We start from the raw sequence: 14,223 nt of genomic DNA, 5'->3' as shown, positions 1-14,223 counted from the left end.
CTCACCGGTCCTCACGAAGGGCGGTGTCGAGGAAGACCTGGTTGGTCGCTACCAGGTTGTCGGTCCGGACGTAGTCGGCGGCGCTCGTCCGGAGTCCGTCGGCCCGAGCCTCGGCGGTGGTGCCCAGCTCGGCGACGTGCCGCTGCCAAGTGGCGGCGAACCGGGCCGCCGCGCCGGCAACACCGGAGGTGAAGCCGCCGGTCGGCGCCGCCGCGACCTGATCGGACGCGGCCTGGAGGGTGAGGTGCTGCTCGTCCCACGACCGGGCCGTCATGCCCATCGTGAACGGCACCGCCTCCATCAGGGCTCCACCAGCTCGCGCGCCCGGTCGACGCCCACCAGCAGAGGTGTCGAGCTGGCGGTGAGGACGAACGTGCCGTTCGCCGCGGCGTACGACGCCACCAGCTGCATCGTCGCGCGGTGGGCGAAGAGCTGGCTGACGGCCCCGGGTCGCTGGCCGATGTCCCACCCGGTCTGCGCGAGCGCCGCGGCCAACGGCAGCAGGGGCGATCCGTCGAGTCGGGCGGACACCCGGGCCCGGGCGGTCACGCTGTCCTCGTCGGGGCCGAACGCGAAGCGGCTCTCCGGCAGCTGCCCGTCGCCGACCGCCTCTGCCCACGCCCGGGTGGCCGTGCCCGTGGTCAGGTCGAAGGCGTTGGCGAGCTGCTGCTCCGTCGCCTGCTCGGCGTGCTCACTCTCGGGCCGCTCGCCGGGCAGCAGGACGATGTCGACGTCTGGATGGCGGCGCCGTACAGCAGCGAAGAACGGTGGGAGCGGCGCACCCCGAGACTGGAGCTCCATGACGGGAGGCTGCCCGGAGGGGCCCTCCCGAAACCGTCAGGTCCGGTTCAGAGCGCGGGGAACCAGATCCCGATCTCGCGCTCTGCGGACTCGGGAGAGTCGGAGCCGTGCACGAGGTTCTGCTGGACCTTCAGGCCCCAGTCGCGGCCGAGGTCGCCGCGGACCGTGCCCGGGGCGGCCGCCGTGGGGTCGGTCGCACCAGCCAGCGAGCGGAAACCCTCGATGCAGCGCTCGCCCTCCAGCACGATCGCGACGACCGGGCCGGACAGCATGAAGTCGACGAGCGGCTGGTAGAACGGCTTGCCTTCGTGCTCGGCGTAGTGCTCGGCGAGCACCTCAGGCGTCGCAGTCCGCAGCTCGACCGCCACCAGGGCATAACCCTTGGCCTCGATGCGGCGGATGATCTCACCGACCTGGCCGCGCTTGACGGCGTCGGGCTTGAGCAAGACGAGGGTGCGCTGAGTCATGGCCCCGACCTTATAGAGACGCCGCCCGCCGTACGACGTCGGCCGGGACCGGACCGGTGGCGTCCTCGGCCCCTCGCCGCGCGACTTCATCGACGCCTCGTGCAGCGAGACCGCGAGCACGGCCGTCGCGGCCAGCTCCTTGCGGCTGTTGGCCCGCGCCGCCCGCACCGCCGACGCGGTCGTGGTCGAGGACGACTACGACTCCGAGTTCCGCTACGACGTCGCCCCGGTGCCGGACCTGGCCAGCCTGGATCGCCACCGGGTCGCCTACCTCGGCACCGCGGCCAAGGCGGTCGCCCCGTCGCTGCGGCTCGGCTGGATGGTCCCGCCGCCGGCCCACCTCGACGCGGTCAACCCCCGCCGGGTCATCACGCACGAGGGAGCACCGTGGCCGGTCCAGCGCGGCTCACCGGCCTGGTGCTGGGCTTCGGGGGCATCACCGACGACGAGCTCGACCGCGCGCTGGCGGCCGTGACGTCAGTCCTCTGAGCCGGTCTCCGGGACAGCCGTCTCGTCGTACGCCGCAAACGCCTCGGCCCGCTCGCGCTCGATCTTGAGACCCAGGAAGTAGGCGGCGCCCCACAGCAGCGCGAAGATGCCGCCGAGCACGAACATCAGCGGGATCACGAAGCCGAGGGCGACCGCGGCGACCTGCACCACCCAGCCCAGCGCGTAGGCCCACTCGGCGCGGAGCATGCCGGCGAGCAGCAGGCAGACCACCGCCAGCCCGACTCCCACGGCGACCGCGGTGCCGGCGCTGACGTCGGCGATGGTGATCATCACGGGCGTGGTCAGGCCGAGGGTGATCGCCTCGAGGCTGAGCACGGCCGCGCACATGCCGCGGCGCGGCGACCGGGCTCGCTCGTCTCGGACCTGGGGCTCGTCGCTCATCGGCGACGCACCAGCAGGCTGCGGGCCTCGCCGACGGTGACCACCGACCCGGTGACCAGCACGGCACCCGACCCGACGCCCTCGCCGAATGCCGCGCCGGCCTCGGCGAGGGTGGCGGCCGCCTCGATGGCGTCGCCCAGGGCCGGGGTGACCGACACGCGGTCCTCGCCGAAGACCTCGCGGGCGATGACCGCCAGCTGCTCGGCGGGCAGCGCGCGGTCGGTGGAGTTCTGCGTGCAGACGATGTGGGCGAGGTGCGGCTCCAGGGCGACCAGCAGCTGCTCCTGGTCCTTGTCCGCCATCACCCCGACGACGCCGATCAGCGGGTTGAACGTGAACGAGTCCTCGAGGGCCGCGCCCAGCGCCTCGGCGCCGTGCGGGTTGTGGGCGGCGTCGAGCACGACGGTGGGGCTGCGCCGGACGATCTCGAGGCGACCCGGCGAGGTGACCTCGGCGAACGCGGCACGGACCAGGTCGGCGTCGAGCTCCTGCTCACCGCTCCCGAGGAAGGACTCGACCGCGGCCAGCGCCACGGCGGCGTTCTGCGCCTGGTGAGCGCCGTACAGCGGGAGGAAGACGTCGTCGTAGCGCGCGCGGAGCCCCTGGAGCGAGAGCATCTGCCCACCGACGGCCGGCGTCCGGGCGGCGACGCCGAAGTCGATGCCCTCGCGGACCACGGTCGCGCCGACCTCGGCGATCCGCTCCTGGAGCACCGCGGCGACCTCGGGGGTCTGCTCCGCGAGCACCACGGCCGAGCCGGGCTTGATGATCCCCGCCTTCTCGAAGGCGATCTGGACCGCCGTGTCACCGAGGTAGCGGGCGTGGTCGATCGCGACCGGCAGCACCACGGCCACCGCGGCGTCCGCGACGTTGGTGGCATCCCACGAGCCGCCCATGCCGACCTCGACGACGGCGACGTCGACCGGGGCGTCCGCGAACGCGGCGTACGCCATGCCGACCACGCACTCGAAGAACGACAGCGGGTGGTCCTGGTCGCGGTCGACCAGCTCGGTGTACGGCGCGACGTCGTTGAACGCGCGCACGAAGTCGTCGTCGGAGAGCGGCTCGCCGTCGATCGAGATCCGCTCGGACATCCGCTCGACGTGCGGGCTGGTGAACCGGCCGGTGCGCAGGTCGAGCGCGCGCAGCAGGGTGTCGATCATCCGCGAGGTGGACGTCTTGCCGTTGGTGCCGGTCAGGTGGATGACCGGGTAGGCGCGCTGCGGGTCGCCGAGCAGCTCGGTGAAGGCCAGGATGCGGTCCAGGGACGGCTCGAGCTTGGTCTCCGGCCAGCGGGACAGGAGAGCGTCCTCGACCTCGTCGAAGGTCTCTGCCAGTCGCGGGGCCAGGCGGGGTACGTCGGGGGTCTCACTCATCGTGTCCCGAGTCTAGGGATGCCCGTCGCACTGACAGAAAGTGGAACAGATTCTACATTTGTCGAGTGAAGACCACTGTCGCCGTCGTGAACACCCCCGGAGAGCCGTTCGTCTTCGAGGAGGTGGAGGTCGACGGGCCGCGCGCCGACGAGGTGCTGGTGCGGATCGTCGCCACCGGGCTCTGCGACACCGACATCTCGCTGCCGGACACGCTGCTCGCCGCCTGGTCGGGAACGGACGGAGGTCCAAGCCCGACCCGCCGACCACGCCACTGTTCGGCGCCGCTGCCGCCTCGTTCGCCGACGCGGTCTCGGCGCTCCCGGCGTACGAGCTGCCGCCGGACTGCGCAGCCATGAGCGTGATGCCGGACCCGCGGGCGCTGATGGTCACGACCGGCGAAGGCGAGACGTTCGTGCTCGGGAGCACCATGCGCGGGTGCAGCCCTGTGAGCATCGGCGGCACCGACCGCGGCGCGGAGGACGTCCTCGCCCCCCTTGCTCCTAGCCGATGACCAGGTTCGCCATGTCGACGACCGGTCGGTAGCCGATCGCCTCGTAGATGTGGTTCGACACCGGGTTGGCCTGGTCGGTGAAGAGGCAGCAGCGCACGCCCTGCTCGACGTACTGATGTGAGATCTCGGCGACCGCACGGCCGGCGTAGCCGTGGCCACGCTTGTCCCACGGCGTGTAGACGGGGCCGATCCGGGTGACGCCGTTGGCGGGCGGGTTGGCACCGGTCAGGTGGACGACCTCGCCGGCCTCGTCCTCCCAGAGCCAGATGACGCCGTCGTCGATCCGCACCAGCATCTCCTCCATGGAGAACTCCTCCATGGCGTGCGGTTCGATCCGGCCGGCCTGGTCTGCGGCCGCCTGCGCGAAGTCCCGGAACCACGCCAGGCACAGCTCGGCGTCGTCGCGCGCCGCCGGCCGCAGCCGCCCGGGCGGCGCCGGCGGCTCGACCAGGTCGCCGAGCTCGAAGAGCCGGGTGTGCTCGTGGACGCTGACCTCCCCGCCGGACAGCCGGGCGTACTCCTCGGCCACCAGTCGCGCCGCCGGCAGCGCCCCGTTGACCCCGCCGACCTCCTCGCCGCGCTCGTGCAGCGACCGGGCGAGCCCGAGCGCGGCGTCGTCGGGCATCGACAGCACGTAGAGGGGGTGCGGCGCGAACGGCGCGGTGCGCATCGCGACCCCTACGACGTGGTCCCCGCCGTCGCGCGCGACGGCCCACCAGAGGTACGGCGCGTCGCCGCCGCCGCGCTCTGCCAGGCGTTGCGTGACCGTCGCGATCACGGTCGTGACGACCGGGTCGGCCGCCAGGAACGGGCCGACCGTGGCCAGGAACTGCTGGGGATCATCGGTGAAGTCGACGCGGGAGACCATGACCGAAGTCAGCCAGCCCAATGCCCACGGTCACAACCGGTTTCTCCCGTGGAGCGGCCGCGCCCTAGGATTTCGACCATGACCGACACGCAGAGCCAGGCCACGGAGACGACCAGCGCCGATCGACGCGCCGTCGTCGTACCCGAGAAGCCTGCGCTCGAGGGCCTCGAGGCCACCTGGAGCGAGCGCTGGAAGGCGCAGGACACCTACGCCTTCGACCGCACCCAGCCGCGCGAGAACGTCTACTCGATCGACACCCCGCCGCCGACCGTGAGCGGCAGCCTGCACGTCGGCCACGTGTTCAGCTACACCCACACCGACCTGATCGCCCGCTTCCAGCGGATGCGCGGCAAGTCCGTCTTCTACCCGATGGGGTGGGACGACAACGGCCTGCCGACCGAGCGCCGCGTGCAGAACTACTTCGGCGTCCGGTGCGATCCGTCGCTGCCGTACGACGCCGACTTCACCCCGCCCGAGAAGCCTGACGCCAAGAAGCAGATCCCGATCAGCCGACCCAACTTCATCGCGCTCTGCGAGCAGCTGGTCGAGCAGGACGAGCAGGTCTTCGAGCAGCTCTGGCGCACCCTCGGCCTCTCGGTCGACTGGAAGCAGCACTACACGACGATCGGCGCCAAGTCGCAGACCGTCAGCCAGCGCGCGTTCCTGCGCAACTTCGCCCGCGGCGAGGCCTACCTCCAGGAGGCACCGACCCTCTGGGACGTCACCTTCCAGACCGCCGTCGCCCAGGCCGAGCTCGAGGCACGCGAGTACGCCGGCGCCTACCACCGGGTCGCGTTCCACACTCAGCCGACAGACGGGAGGGACGGCGAGCCCGTCTACATCGAGACCACCCGGCCGGAGCTGATCCCCAGCGTCGTCGCCCTGATCGCGCACCCCGACGACGAGCGATACCAGGCGCTGTTCGGGACCACCGTGACCAGCCCGGTCTTCGGCGTCGAGATCCCGGTCCGCGCGCACCCCGCCGCCGAGATGGACAAGGGCGCCGGCATCGCCATGTGCTGCACGTTCGGCGACCTCACCGACGTCACCTGGTGGCGCGAGCTCGACCTGCCCGTGCGCACCCTGATCGGCCGCGACGGCCGGATGTCCCGCGAGACCCCCGAGTGGCTGAGCAGCCCGACCGCTGCGGCGGCGTACGAGGAGCTCAAGGGCAAGACCGCCTTCTCCGCCCGCGAGGCGGTCGTCGCCGCCCTGCGCGAGTCCGGAGACCTGGACGGCGAGCCCAAGCCCACCCAGCGGATGACGAACTTCTACGAGAAGGGCGACAAGCCGCTCGAGATCGTCGCGACCCGCCAGTGGTACATCCGCAACGGCGGCCGCGACGCCGGCCTGCGCGGCGAGATGCTCGACCGGGGCGCCGAGATCCGGTGGATCCCGGGCCACATGAAGCACCGCTACGACAACTGGGTCGGCGGCCTCAACGGCGACTGGCTGATCTCGCGGCAGCGCTTCTTCGGCATCCCGTTCCCCGTCTGGTACGCGCTGGACGCCGAGGGCGAGCCCGACTACGACCACCCGCTCCTCCCCCGCGAGGCCGACCTGCCGATCGACCCGTCGACGGACGTCCCAGGTGGGTACGACGAATCGCAACGCGCCCAGCCGGGCGGCTTCATCGGCGACCCCGACGTGATGGACACCTGGGCGACGTCGTCCCTGACGCCGCAGATCGCCGGCGGCTGGGAGTCCGACGACGACCTGTGGCAGCGGGTCTTCCCGATGGATCTGTGCACCCAGGCGCACGACATCATCCGCACCTGGCTCTTCTCCCGCGTCGTCCGCGCGCACTTCGAGAACCACGCCGCTCCCTGGTCGCACGCCCTGGTCTCCGGGTTCATCCTCGACCCGGACCGCAAGAAGATGTCCAAGTCCAAGGGCAACGTGGTGGTCCCGACCGAGATCCTCGACAAGTTCGGCGCGGACGCCGTCCGCTGGCGGGCCGCGATGGCCCGGCCCGGCCTGGACTCGCCGTTCGACGAGACCCAGATGAAGGTCGGCCGCCGGCTGGCGATGAAGGTCCTCAACGCCTCGAAGTTCGTCCTCGGTGGCGTCGGCGCGAGCGGCGTCAACCCGTTCGAGGTCTCCGAGCCCGTCGACTGTGCCCTGCTGGGACGGCTCGCCGAGGTGGTCCGGACCGCGACCGACGCGTTCGAGGCCTACGACTACACCACCGCCCTCGAGACCGCCGAGAAGTTCTTCTGGGCGTTCTGCGACGACTACCTCGAGCTGGTCAAGGCCCGGGCGTACGACGAGGAGGGTGGCGCCGCCACCGTCTCGGCCAAGGCCACCCTCGCGATCGCGCTCGACGTGCAGCTGCGGCTGCTCGCGCCGTTCCTGCCCTACGTGACCGAGGAGGTCTGGTCGTGGTGGCAGGAGGGCTCGATCCACCTCGCCAGCTGGCCGACGGTCACCGAGCTGGGCTCGGCCGCCGCGTCCGACGCGGTGGCCCTCGACGCGGTAGCGGCCGCCCTGGTCGGCATCCGCGGCGCGAAGTCGACGGCCAAGGTCGGCATGCGCGCCGAGCTGTCCCGCGTGGACATCCGCGGGCCTCAGGCCCTGGTCGCAGCCGCCGAGCTCGCCGCCGACGACCTGCGCAAGACCGGCAAGATCGTCGGAGACCTGGTGTTCACGCCCGTCGAGGGCGCGACCGAGATCACCGTCGAAGCCGAGCTCGCACCCGTCGCCGAGGGCTGACGCCCTCGGAGCAGATCAGCGCCAGCTGCGGTGATCGCCGCGGCCGCCGCGGCCGTCGTCGGAGCGCCCGTTGTCATAGCTGTTGTCATGGCCATTGTCGTGGCCGTAGCCGTGGGAGTCGTCGTCGGACTCATGGTCCAGCGACCCGTACCCGTCGCTGTGGTCGCGGGCGTTGCTGAGCGCTGCGGTGATCGCCGAGGCGATGGCGTTGGTCAGGTCGCGCCCAGGACCCTGTCCGTACGCCGGCCCGCGGCCCGGGCGGGTCGGTGCGGGGGTCGGCGTCGGGGCCGGCGGCGGCGCTGAGACCGGAGGCGGGGTCGGCGTCGGGATCGGCGCCGCGATCGGGGACGGCTTCACGGAGACCGGGTCGGGCGTCTGCGACGCCGGCGGCTGCGGCGTGCCCGAGTGGGTCCCTCCGCCTGGCTGCGTCGACGTGTGGACCTTCGTGTGGCTCTGCCGGCCGCCCTGGGAGCTGCCCTGCGCGCCGGCGGGAGCGTGACCCTTCTTCACGGGGCGCTGCGGCTTGCTCGAGGTCGTGGCGGGAGGGGTCGGAGCCTTGCTGGTCTCCGTCGCCGAGGGAATCACCGGCGCGGCGTCGGCGCCTACCGCCGACTTGGGCTGCAGGACGGTGCCGGCGATCAGGCCCATCGGGGTGTGTCGGGCGAACCCGCCCAGCGCGTCGGTCCGGACGGCGTGAGCCATCACGCCGATGCACGCCAGCACCACGACGATCGAGGCCACGAATGGCGCTCGGTGCTCAGACCGCATGTGGACCCTCCCGCTTCAGCGCGCCCGCCGAGAATCGGACGCTTCGCGTCAGAGTTTTCCGGTCTGGACCGCCGGGCGCCAAACCCCCAGGCCGGTTTCGGCCACAAATGGCCCAGATGGGCTAGGTGGGGTGGTCCGCCAGGGTGGTCCGCAGGGGGTGTGTTGACCTCGCGGTGGTCACGCGGGATGGGCACGCGGGATGGTCGTGCTCGTCCGTGACTGTCCGGGATCTCAACACGCGGGTCGCGACCTCGTTCCTCGGTCGAGCCGCTTGCTCGATCTCCGCGTACACGCGGCCGCTGGCGCGTCCGCTTACGCGGACTTCTTCTTCTTGGACTCGGACTCGCGGGGCACCAGGGTCGGCGCCACGCCGTCGGTCACTACCTCACCGGTCACGATCACCTTGGCGACATCGCCGCGCGAGGGCACGTCGTACATCACGTGGAGGAGGACCTCCTCGATGATCGCGCGCAGGCCGCGGGCGCCGGTGCCCCGCTCCATCGCGTTGTCGGCGATCGCCTCGATGGCCTCGGTGGTGAACTCGAGATCGACGCCGTCGAGCTCGAAGAGCTTCTGATACTGCTTGACCAGCGCATTGCGCGGCTCGGTGAGGATCTGCACCAGGGCCGGGCGGTCGAGCTTGGTCACGCTCGCGATCAGCGGGAGTCGGCCGATGAACTCCGGGATCAGGCCGAACTTGGTCAGGTCCTCGGGCCGCACCTGCGAGAGCAGGTCCTCGGCGTCGCGCTCGACCTGGCCGCGCACCTCGGCGGTGAAGCCCAGCGTCTTCTTGCCCACCCGCTGCTCGACGATGTGCTCGAGCCCGGCGAAGGCACCACCCACCACGAAGAGGATGTTGGTGGTGTCGATCTGGATGAACTCCTGGTGCGGGTGCTTGCGACCGCCCTGCGGCGGCACCGAGGCGGTCGTGCCCTCGATGATCTTCAGCAGCGCCTGCTGGACGCCCTCTCCCGAGACGTCGCGCGTGATCGACGGGTTCTCGGCCTTGCGGGCCACCTTGTCGATCTCGTCGATGTAGATGATCCCTGTCTCGGCCTTCTTGACGTCGTAGTCGGCGGCCTGGATCAGCTTGAGCAGGATGTTCTCGACGTCCTCACCGACGTAGCCGGCCTCGGTCAGGGCGGTGGCGTCGGCGATCGCGAAGGGGACGTTGAGCATCCGCGCGAGCGTCTGCGCGAGGTAGGTCTTGCCACAGCCGGTCGGTCCGATCACGAGGATGTTGGACTTCGCGACCTCGACGACCTCCTCCTTGCTGTGCTTGCCCGACAGGGGCTGAATGCCCGCCTGCACCCGCTTGTAGTGGTTGTAGACGGCGACCGCGAGCGACTTCTTCGCCTGCTCCTGGCCGATCACGTAGGAGTTGAGGAACTCGAAGATCTCCCGGGGCTTGGGCAGCTCGTCGAGGCTGACCTCGGCGCCCTCGTTGAGCTCCTCTTCGATGATCTCGTTGCAGAGGTCGATGCACTCGTCGCAGATGTAGACGCCGGGGCCGGCGATGAGCTTCTTGACCTGCTTCTGGCTCTTCCCGCAGAAAGAGCACTTCAGCAGGTCGCCTCCGTCACCGATACGTGCCACGGGCGGTCATCCTCCGGTAAGTCGAGCCCTACTTCGAGCTGATGCAGCAGTTGTGCGGGTCCGGGGCCCGAAAGCCCCCTTGACGGTACCGCGTGCCACCCCCGTTCAGGGGATGGACACGGGCGCCGTCGGGGTCAGGCAAGCGCTGGAGCGGCCTTGCGAGACTCGATCACAGCGTCGATCAGGCCGTACTCCACGGCCTGCGCGGCGGTCAGGATCTTGTCGCGCTCGATGTCGCGGCTCACCTGCTCGATCGGCCGGCCACTGTGGTCGCTGATCATCTTCTCGAGCAGCTCGCGCATCCGCAGGATCTCGTTGGCCTGGATCTCGATGTCGGAGGTCTGGCCGAACGTGCCCTCGGTGTAGGGCTGGTGGATCAGGATGCGGCTGTTGGGCAGCGCCATCCGCTTGCCGCGGGCACCCGCGCCGAGCAGGATCGCGGCCGCCGAGGCCGCCTGGCCGATGCACACGGTCTGCACGTCCGGCTTGATGAAGTTCATCGTGTCGTAGATCGCCGTCAGCGCGGTGAACGAGCCACCGGGGCTGTTGATGTAGATCTGGATGTCCTGGTCGGGGTTCATCGACTCCAGGCACATCAGCTGGGCGATCACCGCGTTGGCGACGTCGTCCGAGATCGGCGTGCCGAGGTAGATGATGCGGTCCTCGAACAGCTTGGCGTAGGGGTCGATGCGGCGGAAGCCGTAGGACGTGCGCTCTTCCCATTGCGGGATGTAGTAGTTCATGCGTCAGTCCTTCTGCCGGGCGGGCCGGCCCTCGTCTGCGGCCTCGCGAGCGCTCTTGACGACCTGGTCGACCAGGCCGTACTCGAGCGCCTGCTCGGCGGTGAACCAGCGGTCGCGGTCGGCATCGGCGATGACCTGCTCGATCGGCTGGCCGGTGTGCTCGGAGATCAGGTCGAGCAGCACCTTCTTGATGTGCAGCGACTGCTGCGCCTGGATCTTGATATCGGACGCGGAGCCACCCATGCCCGAAGAGGGTTGGTGCATCATGATCCGCGCGTGCGGCAGGGCGTAGCGCTTGCCCTTGGTGCCGGCGCAGAGCAGGAACTGGCCCATCGACGCGGCCAGGCCCATACCGACCGTCGCGACGTCGTTGGGGATGTAGTTCATGGTGTCGTAGATCGCCATGCCGGCGTCGACCGAGCCACCCGGGCTGTTGATGTGCAGGAAGATGTCGGCCTCGGGGTCCTCGGCCGACAGCAGCAGCAGCTGGGCGCAGATCGCGTTGGCGTTCTGGTCGCGCACCTCGGAGCCGAGGAAGACGATCCGCTCGCGCAGGAGGCGCTGGTAGATGTGGTCGTCGAGGCCGTTCATCCCGCCGCCACCGTTGAGCTGCGGCTGATGGGTCCCCGGGTGCGAGGAGGAGCTGGAGTACTGGGTCACGGAAGCGACCCTAGCCGCAAGAGCCGACAGTTCCACGGCCAACCACCCCCTGTTCGCCAACAGCGGATTTCAGCTCGAGAGCCACTCGCGCAGCGCCTGGTGGACGTCGGGGTGGTTGAGCAGGCCGAAGTGGTCGGTCCGCCCCAGGTGCAGCACATCGGCGCCCGGGAACAGCTCTCCCCCGCGCCGGTCCCGGCCGTACGCCGACGGCGGCCGCACCAACAGGTCGCCGACGACGTGGCCGACGGGGTGCCGCTCCCGCTCGGTCAGCGTGGCGGCGACGAGCCGGTAGCGGGCGCGGGGAAGCGGCGGCACATCCTCGGCCAGGCCGTCCACCAGGTCGTGGACACCGACCGAGCGCCGGTCCAGGATCCGACCGAACGCCGCGGTCTCCGGGAGCCGCGCGAGCCCTCGCGCACCGTGCCCGATCCCCCGCGCGATCGGGGCGCCGAGGTGCGGTGTCCCGAGCGTGATGACGTCGGAGACGAGCTCCGTCCAGGGCCGGGGGTGGTCGCTCGCGACCGCGCCCGCTGCCCGGACGATCAGGCCGCCCATCGAGTGGCCGACGAGCGCGACCTGCGTGACCGGGACGGGCCAGGCGACGACCAGGCGGTCCATCAGGCTGGTCAGCGCGGCACCGTTCTCACGCACGGTCAGCCCGGTGTTGGAGCGCAGGAAGACCGGCGTCCAGCCGAGGTCCACCAACGTCTCGGCGTACGTCGTGCCGACGCGCTCGCGGCCGCGCTCCCAGTAGGACTCGTTCTCGCAGAGCCCGTGGTGGAGCACCACGACGCGACCCGTCGCGCTGGGGAACCCGGCGGCCAGGTCCTCGGGCGTCAGCGGGACGTCGCGCCCGTCGACCCGCACCGCCATCGTGATCGCCAGCCGCGGTCGCTCCACGGCCAGGCTGTCGCCGATCAGCCCGTTGACGGCCGAGCGGACGAACCGGCCGCGCGGCCCCTGGTCCAGGCGCGGGCCGATCCCGGCGGCACCGGCCCGGTCGAGCCCGGTGGCCGCGGCACGCAGGCCGAGCCCCACCCCGGCGTACACCGCGCTGGTGATCGCGCGCCCGGGGTAGCCGCCGAACCGGTCCGCCCAGGCGTCGTGGGTGTCGCGGACGCCGCGCAGCACGAGCTCGTCGGTGACCTCGGTCAGGAGCGACAGGGCGTCGAGCACGCCCGGCCCCGATGCGCGCTGGCTCATGGCGTGACCATACCCGCGGTATGGGGTGGTGGCGAGGTCCGTGCGGCGGGTTTCCCCGGCCGCCCGGGGAAACCCGCCGACACGCCATTGCCGCAACGGCGCGTCGGCAGGTTTCGGCCGCCAGCTCCCCTGCCCGAAATGACACCGACCCGCCGGGTCAGACCTGGCGGGTCGGCGTACGACGTTGCCCGGAAGTGGGCGCAGGGATCAGGCCTCGGCCTTCTCCTCCTCGGCGGGCTCGGCGGTCTCGACGTCGGCGACCTCGGCCTCCGGCTCACCGATGGTGCCGTCGGGGCGGAGGTTCTTGAGCTCGACGACGTTGCCGGAGGCGTCCGTGACGACGGCCGACTCGACGATGCGGGCGAGCGCCTTGCCGCGCAGGATCTCCTGCACCAGCTCCGGGATGTGGTTGTGCTCGAACATGTGGTTCGCGAACTCCTGCGGGTCCTCACCGGACTGCTGGGCCTTGCGGACCATGTGCTCGGAGAGCTCCTGCTGGTCGATGCCGAACTCCTCGACCTGAGCGATCTCGTCCAGGATGAACTGGGCGGTCACGGCGTCGCGCACCCGGCGCTCGAGGTCGGCCTCGAACTCCTCCTGGGTCTGCCCCTCGTCCTCGAGGTACTTCTCCATCGTGACGCCGGCGTACGCGAGCTGCTGCTCGAAGCTGGTGCGACGGGCGTTGAGCTCGTCGGTGACGATGGTCTCGGGCAGCGGGATGTCGACCGACTCCAGCAGCGCCTCCAGGACGGCGTCGCGCGCGGCGGCGGCCTGCTCGAGGCGGCGACCGCGGCCCAGCCGCTCCCGCACGTCCTCGGTCAGCTCGGCGACCGTGTCGTACTCCGAGGCCAGCTGGGCGAACTCGTCGTCGAGCTCCGGGAGCTCCTGCTCCTGCACCTGGGTGACGGCGACAGCGACGTCGACGCCCTCGCCGACCAGGTCACCGCCCACGAGCTGGGAGGTGAAGACCTTCTCGTCGCCGGCGGCCAGGCCGACCAGCGCCTCGTCGAGACCGTCGATCATGCCCCCGCGACCCACACGGTAGGACATGCCGGACACCTCGGCGCCGTCGACGACCTCGCCGTCCTTGGTCGCCTTGAGGTCCATGACGACGAAGTCGCCGTCCGCGGCCGGGCGCTCGACGTCGATCAGGGTGGCGAACCGCTCACGCAGCGCCTCGACCTGCTCGGTGACGTCCTCGTCGCTGATCTCGATGGCCTCGACGGAGGCAGTGACGCCGTCGTACGTCGGGAGCTTGATCTCGGGCTTCACGTCCACCTCGGCGGTGAACTCGAGTGCCTCGTTGTCCTCGAACTTGGTCACCTCGATCTCCGGCTGCGCGAGCGGCTGGAGGTCGTTGGCCTGGAGCGCCTCGGCGTACTTCTGCGGGACGACCTCGTTGATCGCCTGGTCGAGGACGGCGCCGCGGCCGACCTGACGGTCGATGACAGCCGGCGGGACCTTGCCGCGGCGGAAGCCGGGGACGTTGATCTGCTTGGCGATCGTCTTGTACGCCGCGTCGAGGCTCGGCTTGAGCTCCTCGAAGGGCACCTCGACGGTCAGCTTGGCCCGGGTCGGGCTCAAGGTCTCGACGGCGCTCTTCACAGGCTTTCTCCTACTTTTCGGT

The 14,223-nt window shown here is 70.8% G+C and carries 16 protein-coding genes; 4 read left to right on the top strand and 12 right to left on the bottom strand.

Annotated elements, in window-relative coordinates:
- Position 1 precedes the first annotated feature (1 nt).
- From ABEA33_RS07875 to ndk, 3 genes are read right to left on the bottom strand one after another with little or no spacing between them, the layout of a single operon-like run.
- Positions 2-301 (bottom strand): hypothetical protein, encoded by a 300-nt coding sequence (locus tag ABEA33_RS07875; protein WP_345526183.1) that lies wholly within the window; start codon positions 299-301, stop codon positions 2-4.
- Complete coding sequence (locus ABEA33_RS07870; protein WP_345526182.1) at positions 301-801, bottom strand: hypothetical protein; 501 nt, start codon at positions 799-801, stop codon at positions 301-303. Before ABEA33_RS07870 ends, ABEA33_RS07875 begins: the two co-directional genes overlap by 1 nt.
- 47 nt (positions 802-848) lie before the next feature.
- Complete coding sequence (ndk, locus tag ABEA33_RS07865) at positions 849-1,268, bottom strand: nucleoside-diphosphate kinase (RefSeq protein ID WP_345526301.1); 420 nt, start codon at positions 1,266-1,268, stop codon at positions 849-851.
- A gap of 148 nt (positions 1,269-1,416) precedes the next feature.
- Here ndk and ABEA33_RS07860 point away from each other — a divergent pair, with 148 nt between their 5' ends.
- Positions 1,417-1,743: a hypothetical protein gene (locus ABEA33_RS07860; RefSeq protein WP_345526181.1), complete on the top strand. Its 327-nt coding sequence runs from the start codon at positions 1,417-1,419 to the stop codon at positions 1,741-1,743.
- Between the two features lie 2 nt (positions 1,744-1,745).
- On the opposite strand, the gene ABEA33_RS07855 is transcribed toward ABEA33_RS07860, so the two are convergent.
- Together ABEA33_RS07855 and folC are read right to left on the bottom strand one after the other, a co-directional pair.
- On the bottom strand, positions 1,746-2,159 hold the full coding sequence (locus ABEA33_RS07855) for a DUF4233 domain-containing protein (protein WP_345526180.1): 414 nt from the start codon (positions 2,157-2,159) through the stop codon (positions 1,746-1,748).
- On the bottom strand, positions 2,156-3,535 hold the full coding sequence (gene folC / locus ABEA33_RS07850; RefSeq protein WP_345526179.1) for a bifunctional tetrahydrofolate synthase/dihydrofolate synthase: 1,380 nt from the start codon (positions 3,533-3,535) through the stop codon (positions 2,156-2,158). The genes ABEA33_RS07855 and folC overlap by 4 nt, the downstream gene beginning before the upstream one ends.
- Before the next feature lie 65 nt (positions 3,536-3,600).
- Here folC and ABEA33_RS07845 point away from each other — a divergent pair, with 65 nt between their 5' ends.
- Complete coding sequence (locus tag ABEA33_RS07845) at positions 3,601-3,891, top strand: hypothetical protein (protein WP_345526178.1); 291 nt, start codon at positions 3,601-3,603, stop codon at positions 3,889-3,891.
- On the top strand, positions 3,888-4,046 hold the full coding sequence (locus ABEA33_RS07840) for a hypothetical protein (protein ID WP_345526177.1): 159 nt from the start codon (positions 3,888-3,890) through the stop codon (positions 4,044-4,046). Before ABEA33_RS07845 ends, ABEA33_RS07840 begins: the two co-directional genes overlap by 4 nt.
- Here the strand turns inward: ABEA33_RS07840 and ABEA33_RS07835 are convergent.
- Positions 4,036-4,914 carry a GNAT family N-acetyltransferase gene (locus tag ABEA33_RS07835; RefSeq protein ID WP_345526176.1) on the bottom strand — a complete coding sequence of 293 codons (879 nt, stop codon included), beginning with the start codon at positions 4,912-4,914 and terminating at the stop codon, positions 4,036-4,038. The two genes, ABEA33_RS07840 and ABEA33_RS07835, sit on opposite strands and share 11 nt — an antisense overlap.
- A gap of 69 nt (positions 4,915-4,983) precedes the next feature.
- Here ABEA33_RS07835 and valS point away from each other — a divergent pair, with 69 nt between their 5' ends.
- Positions 4,984-7,626 carry a valine--tRNA ligase gene (gene valS, locus ABEA33_RS07830; RefSeq protein WP_425577371.1) on the top strand — a complete coding sequence of 881 codons (2,643 nt, stop codon included), beginning with the start codon at positions 4,984-4,986 and terminating at the stop codon, positions 7,624-7,626.
- A gap of 15 nt (positions 7,627-7,641) precedes the next feature.
- On the opposite strand, the gene ABEA33_RS07825 is transcribed toward valS, so the two are convergent.
- The 6 genes from ABEA33_RS07825 to tig form a co-directional block, all read right to left on the bottom strand.
- Positions 7,642-8,394, bottom strand: a complete 753-nt coding sequence (locus tag ABEA33_RS07825) for a hypothetical protein (protein ID WP_345526174.1) — start codon at positions 8,392-8,394, stop codon at positions 7,642-7,644.
- A gap of 312 nt (positions 8,395-8,706) precedes the next feature.
- Positions 8,707-9,990 (bottom strand): ATP-dependent Clp protease ATP-binding subunit ClpX, encoded by a 1,284-nt coding sequence (gene clpX, locus ABEA33_RS07820; RefSeq protein WP_345526173.1) that lies wholly within the window; start codon positions 9,988-9,990, stop codon positions 8,707-8,709.
- 134 nt (positions 9,991-10,124) lie between these two features.
- Positions 10,125-10,733 carry an ATP-dependent Clp protease proteolytic subunit gene (locus tag ABEA33_RS07815; RefSeq protein ID WP_345526172.1) on the bottom strand — a complete coding sequence of 203 codons (609 nt, stop codon included), beginning with the start codon at positions 10,731-10,733 and terminating at the stop codon, positions 10,125-10,127.
- Between the two features lie 3 nt (positions 10,734-10,736).
- Positions 10,737-11,324 carry an ATP-dependent Clp protease proteolytic subunit gene (locus ABEA33_RS07810; RefSeq protein WP_345526300.1) on the bottom strand — a complete coding sequence of 196 codons (588 nt, stop codon included), beginning with the start codon at positions 11,322-11,324 and terminating at the stop codon, positions 10,737-10,739.
- 138 nt (positions 11,325-11,462) lie between these two features.
- On the bottom strand, positions 11,463-12,596 hold the full coding sequence (locus tag ABEA33_RS07805) for a lipase family alpha/beta hydrolase (RefSeq protein ID WP_345526171.1): 1,134 nt from the start codon (positions 12,594-12,596) through the stop codon (positions 11,463-11,465).
- A 207-nt stretch (positions 12,597-12,803) separates the two neighbouring features.
- A complete protein-coding gene (tig, locus tag ABEA33_RS07800) occupies positions 12,804-14,201 on the bottom strand; it encodes a trigger factor (RefSeq protein WP_345526170.1) in 1,398 nt (465 codons plus the stop codon).
- Positions 14,202-14,223: the final 22 nt, after the last annotated feature.

This window comes from Nocardioides endophyticus (assembly GCF_039543845.1).
In the GTDB taxonomy this organism is placed as follows: domain Bacteria; phylum Actinomycetota; class Actinomycetes; order Propionibacteriales; family Nocardioidaceae; genus Nocardioides; species Nocardioides endophyticus.
This window is presented reverse-complemented; position numbering and strand designations above follow the sequence as displayed.

Bases quoted from the DNA above. Each gene is read 5' to 3' on its own strand.
- ABEA33_RS07875 (WP_345526183.1), bottom strand. From the start codon at position 301: ATGGAGGCGGTGCCGTTCACGATGGGCATGACGGCCCGGTCGTGGGAC.
- ABEA33_RS07870 (WP_345526182.1), bottom strand. From the start codon at position 801: ATGGAGCTCCAGTCTCGGGGTGCGCCGCTCCCACCGTTCTTCGCTGCT.
- ndk (WP_345526301.1), bottom strand. From the start codon at position 1,268: ATGACTCAGCGCACCCTCGTCTTGCTCAAGCCCGACGCCGTCAAGCGC.
- ABEA33_RS07855 (WP_345526180.1), bottom strand. From the start codon at position 2,159: ATGAGCGACGAGCCCCAGGTCCGAGACGAGCGAGCCCGGTCGCCGCGC.
- folC (WP_345526179.1), bottom strand. From the start codon at position 3,535: ATGAGTGAGACCCCCGACGTACCCCGCCTGGCCCCGCGACTGGCAGAG.
- ABEA33_RS07840 (WP_345526177.1), top strand. From the start codon at position 3,888: ATGAGCGTGATGCCGGACCCGCGGGCGCTGATGGTCACGACCGGCGAA.
- ABEA33_RS07835 (WP_345526176.1), bottom strand. From the start codon at position 4,914: ATGGTCTCCCGCGTCGACTTCACCGATGATCCCCAGCAGTTCCTGGCC.
- ABEA33_RS07825 (WP_345526174.1), bottom strand. From the start codon at position 8,394: ATGCGGTCTGAGCACCGAGCGCCATTCGTGGCCTCGATCGTCGTGGTG.
- ABEA33_RS07815 (WP_345526172.1), bottom strand. From the start codon at position 10,733: ATGAACTACTACATCCCGCAATGGGAAGAGCGCACGTCCTACGGCTTC.
- ABEA33_RS07810 (WP_345526300.1), bottom strand. From the start codon at position 11,324: ATGAACGGCCTCGACGACCACATCTACCAGCGCCTCCTGCGCGAGCGG.
- ABEA33_RS07805 (WP_345526171.1), bottom strand. From the start codon at position 12,596: ATGAGCCAGCGCGCATCGGGGCCGGGCGTGCTCGACGCCCTGTCGCTC.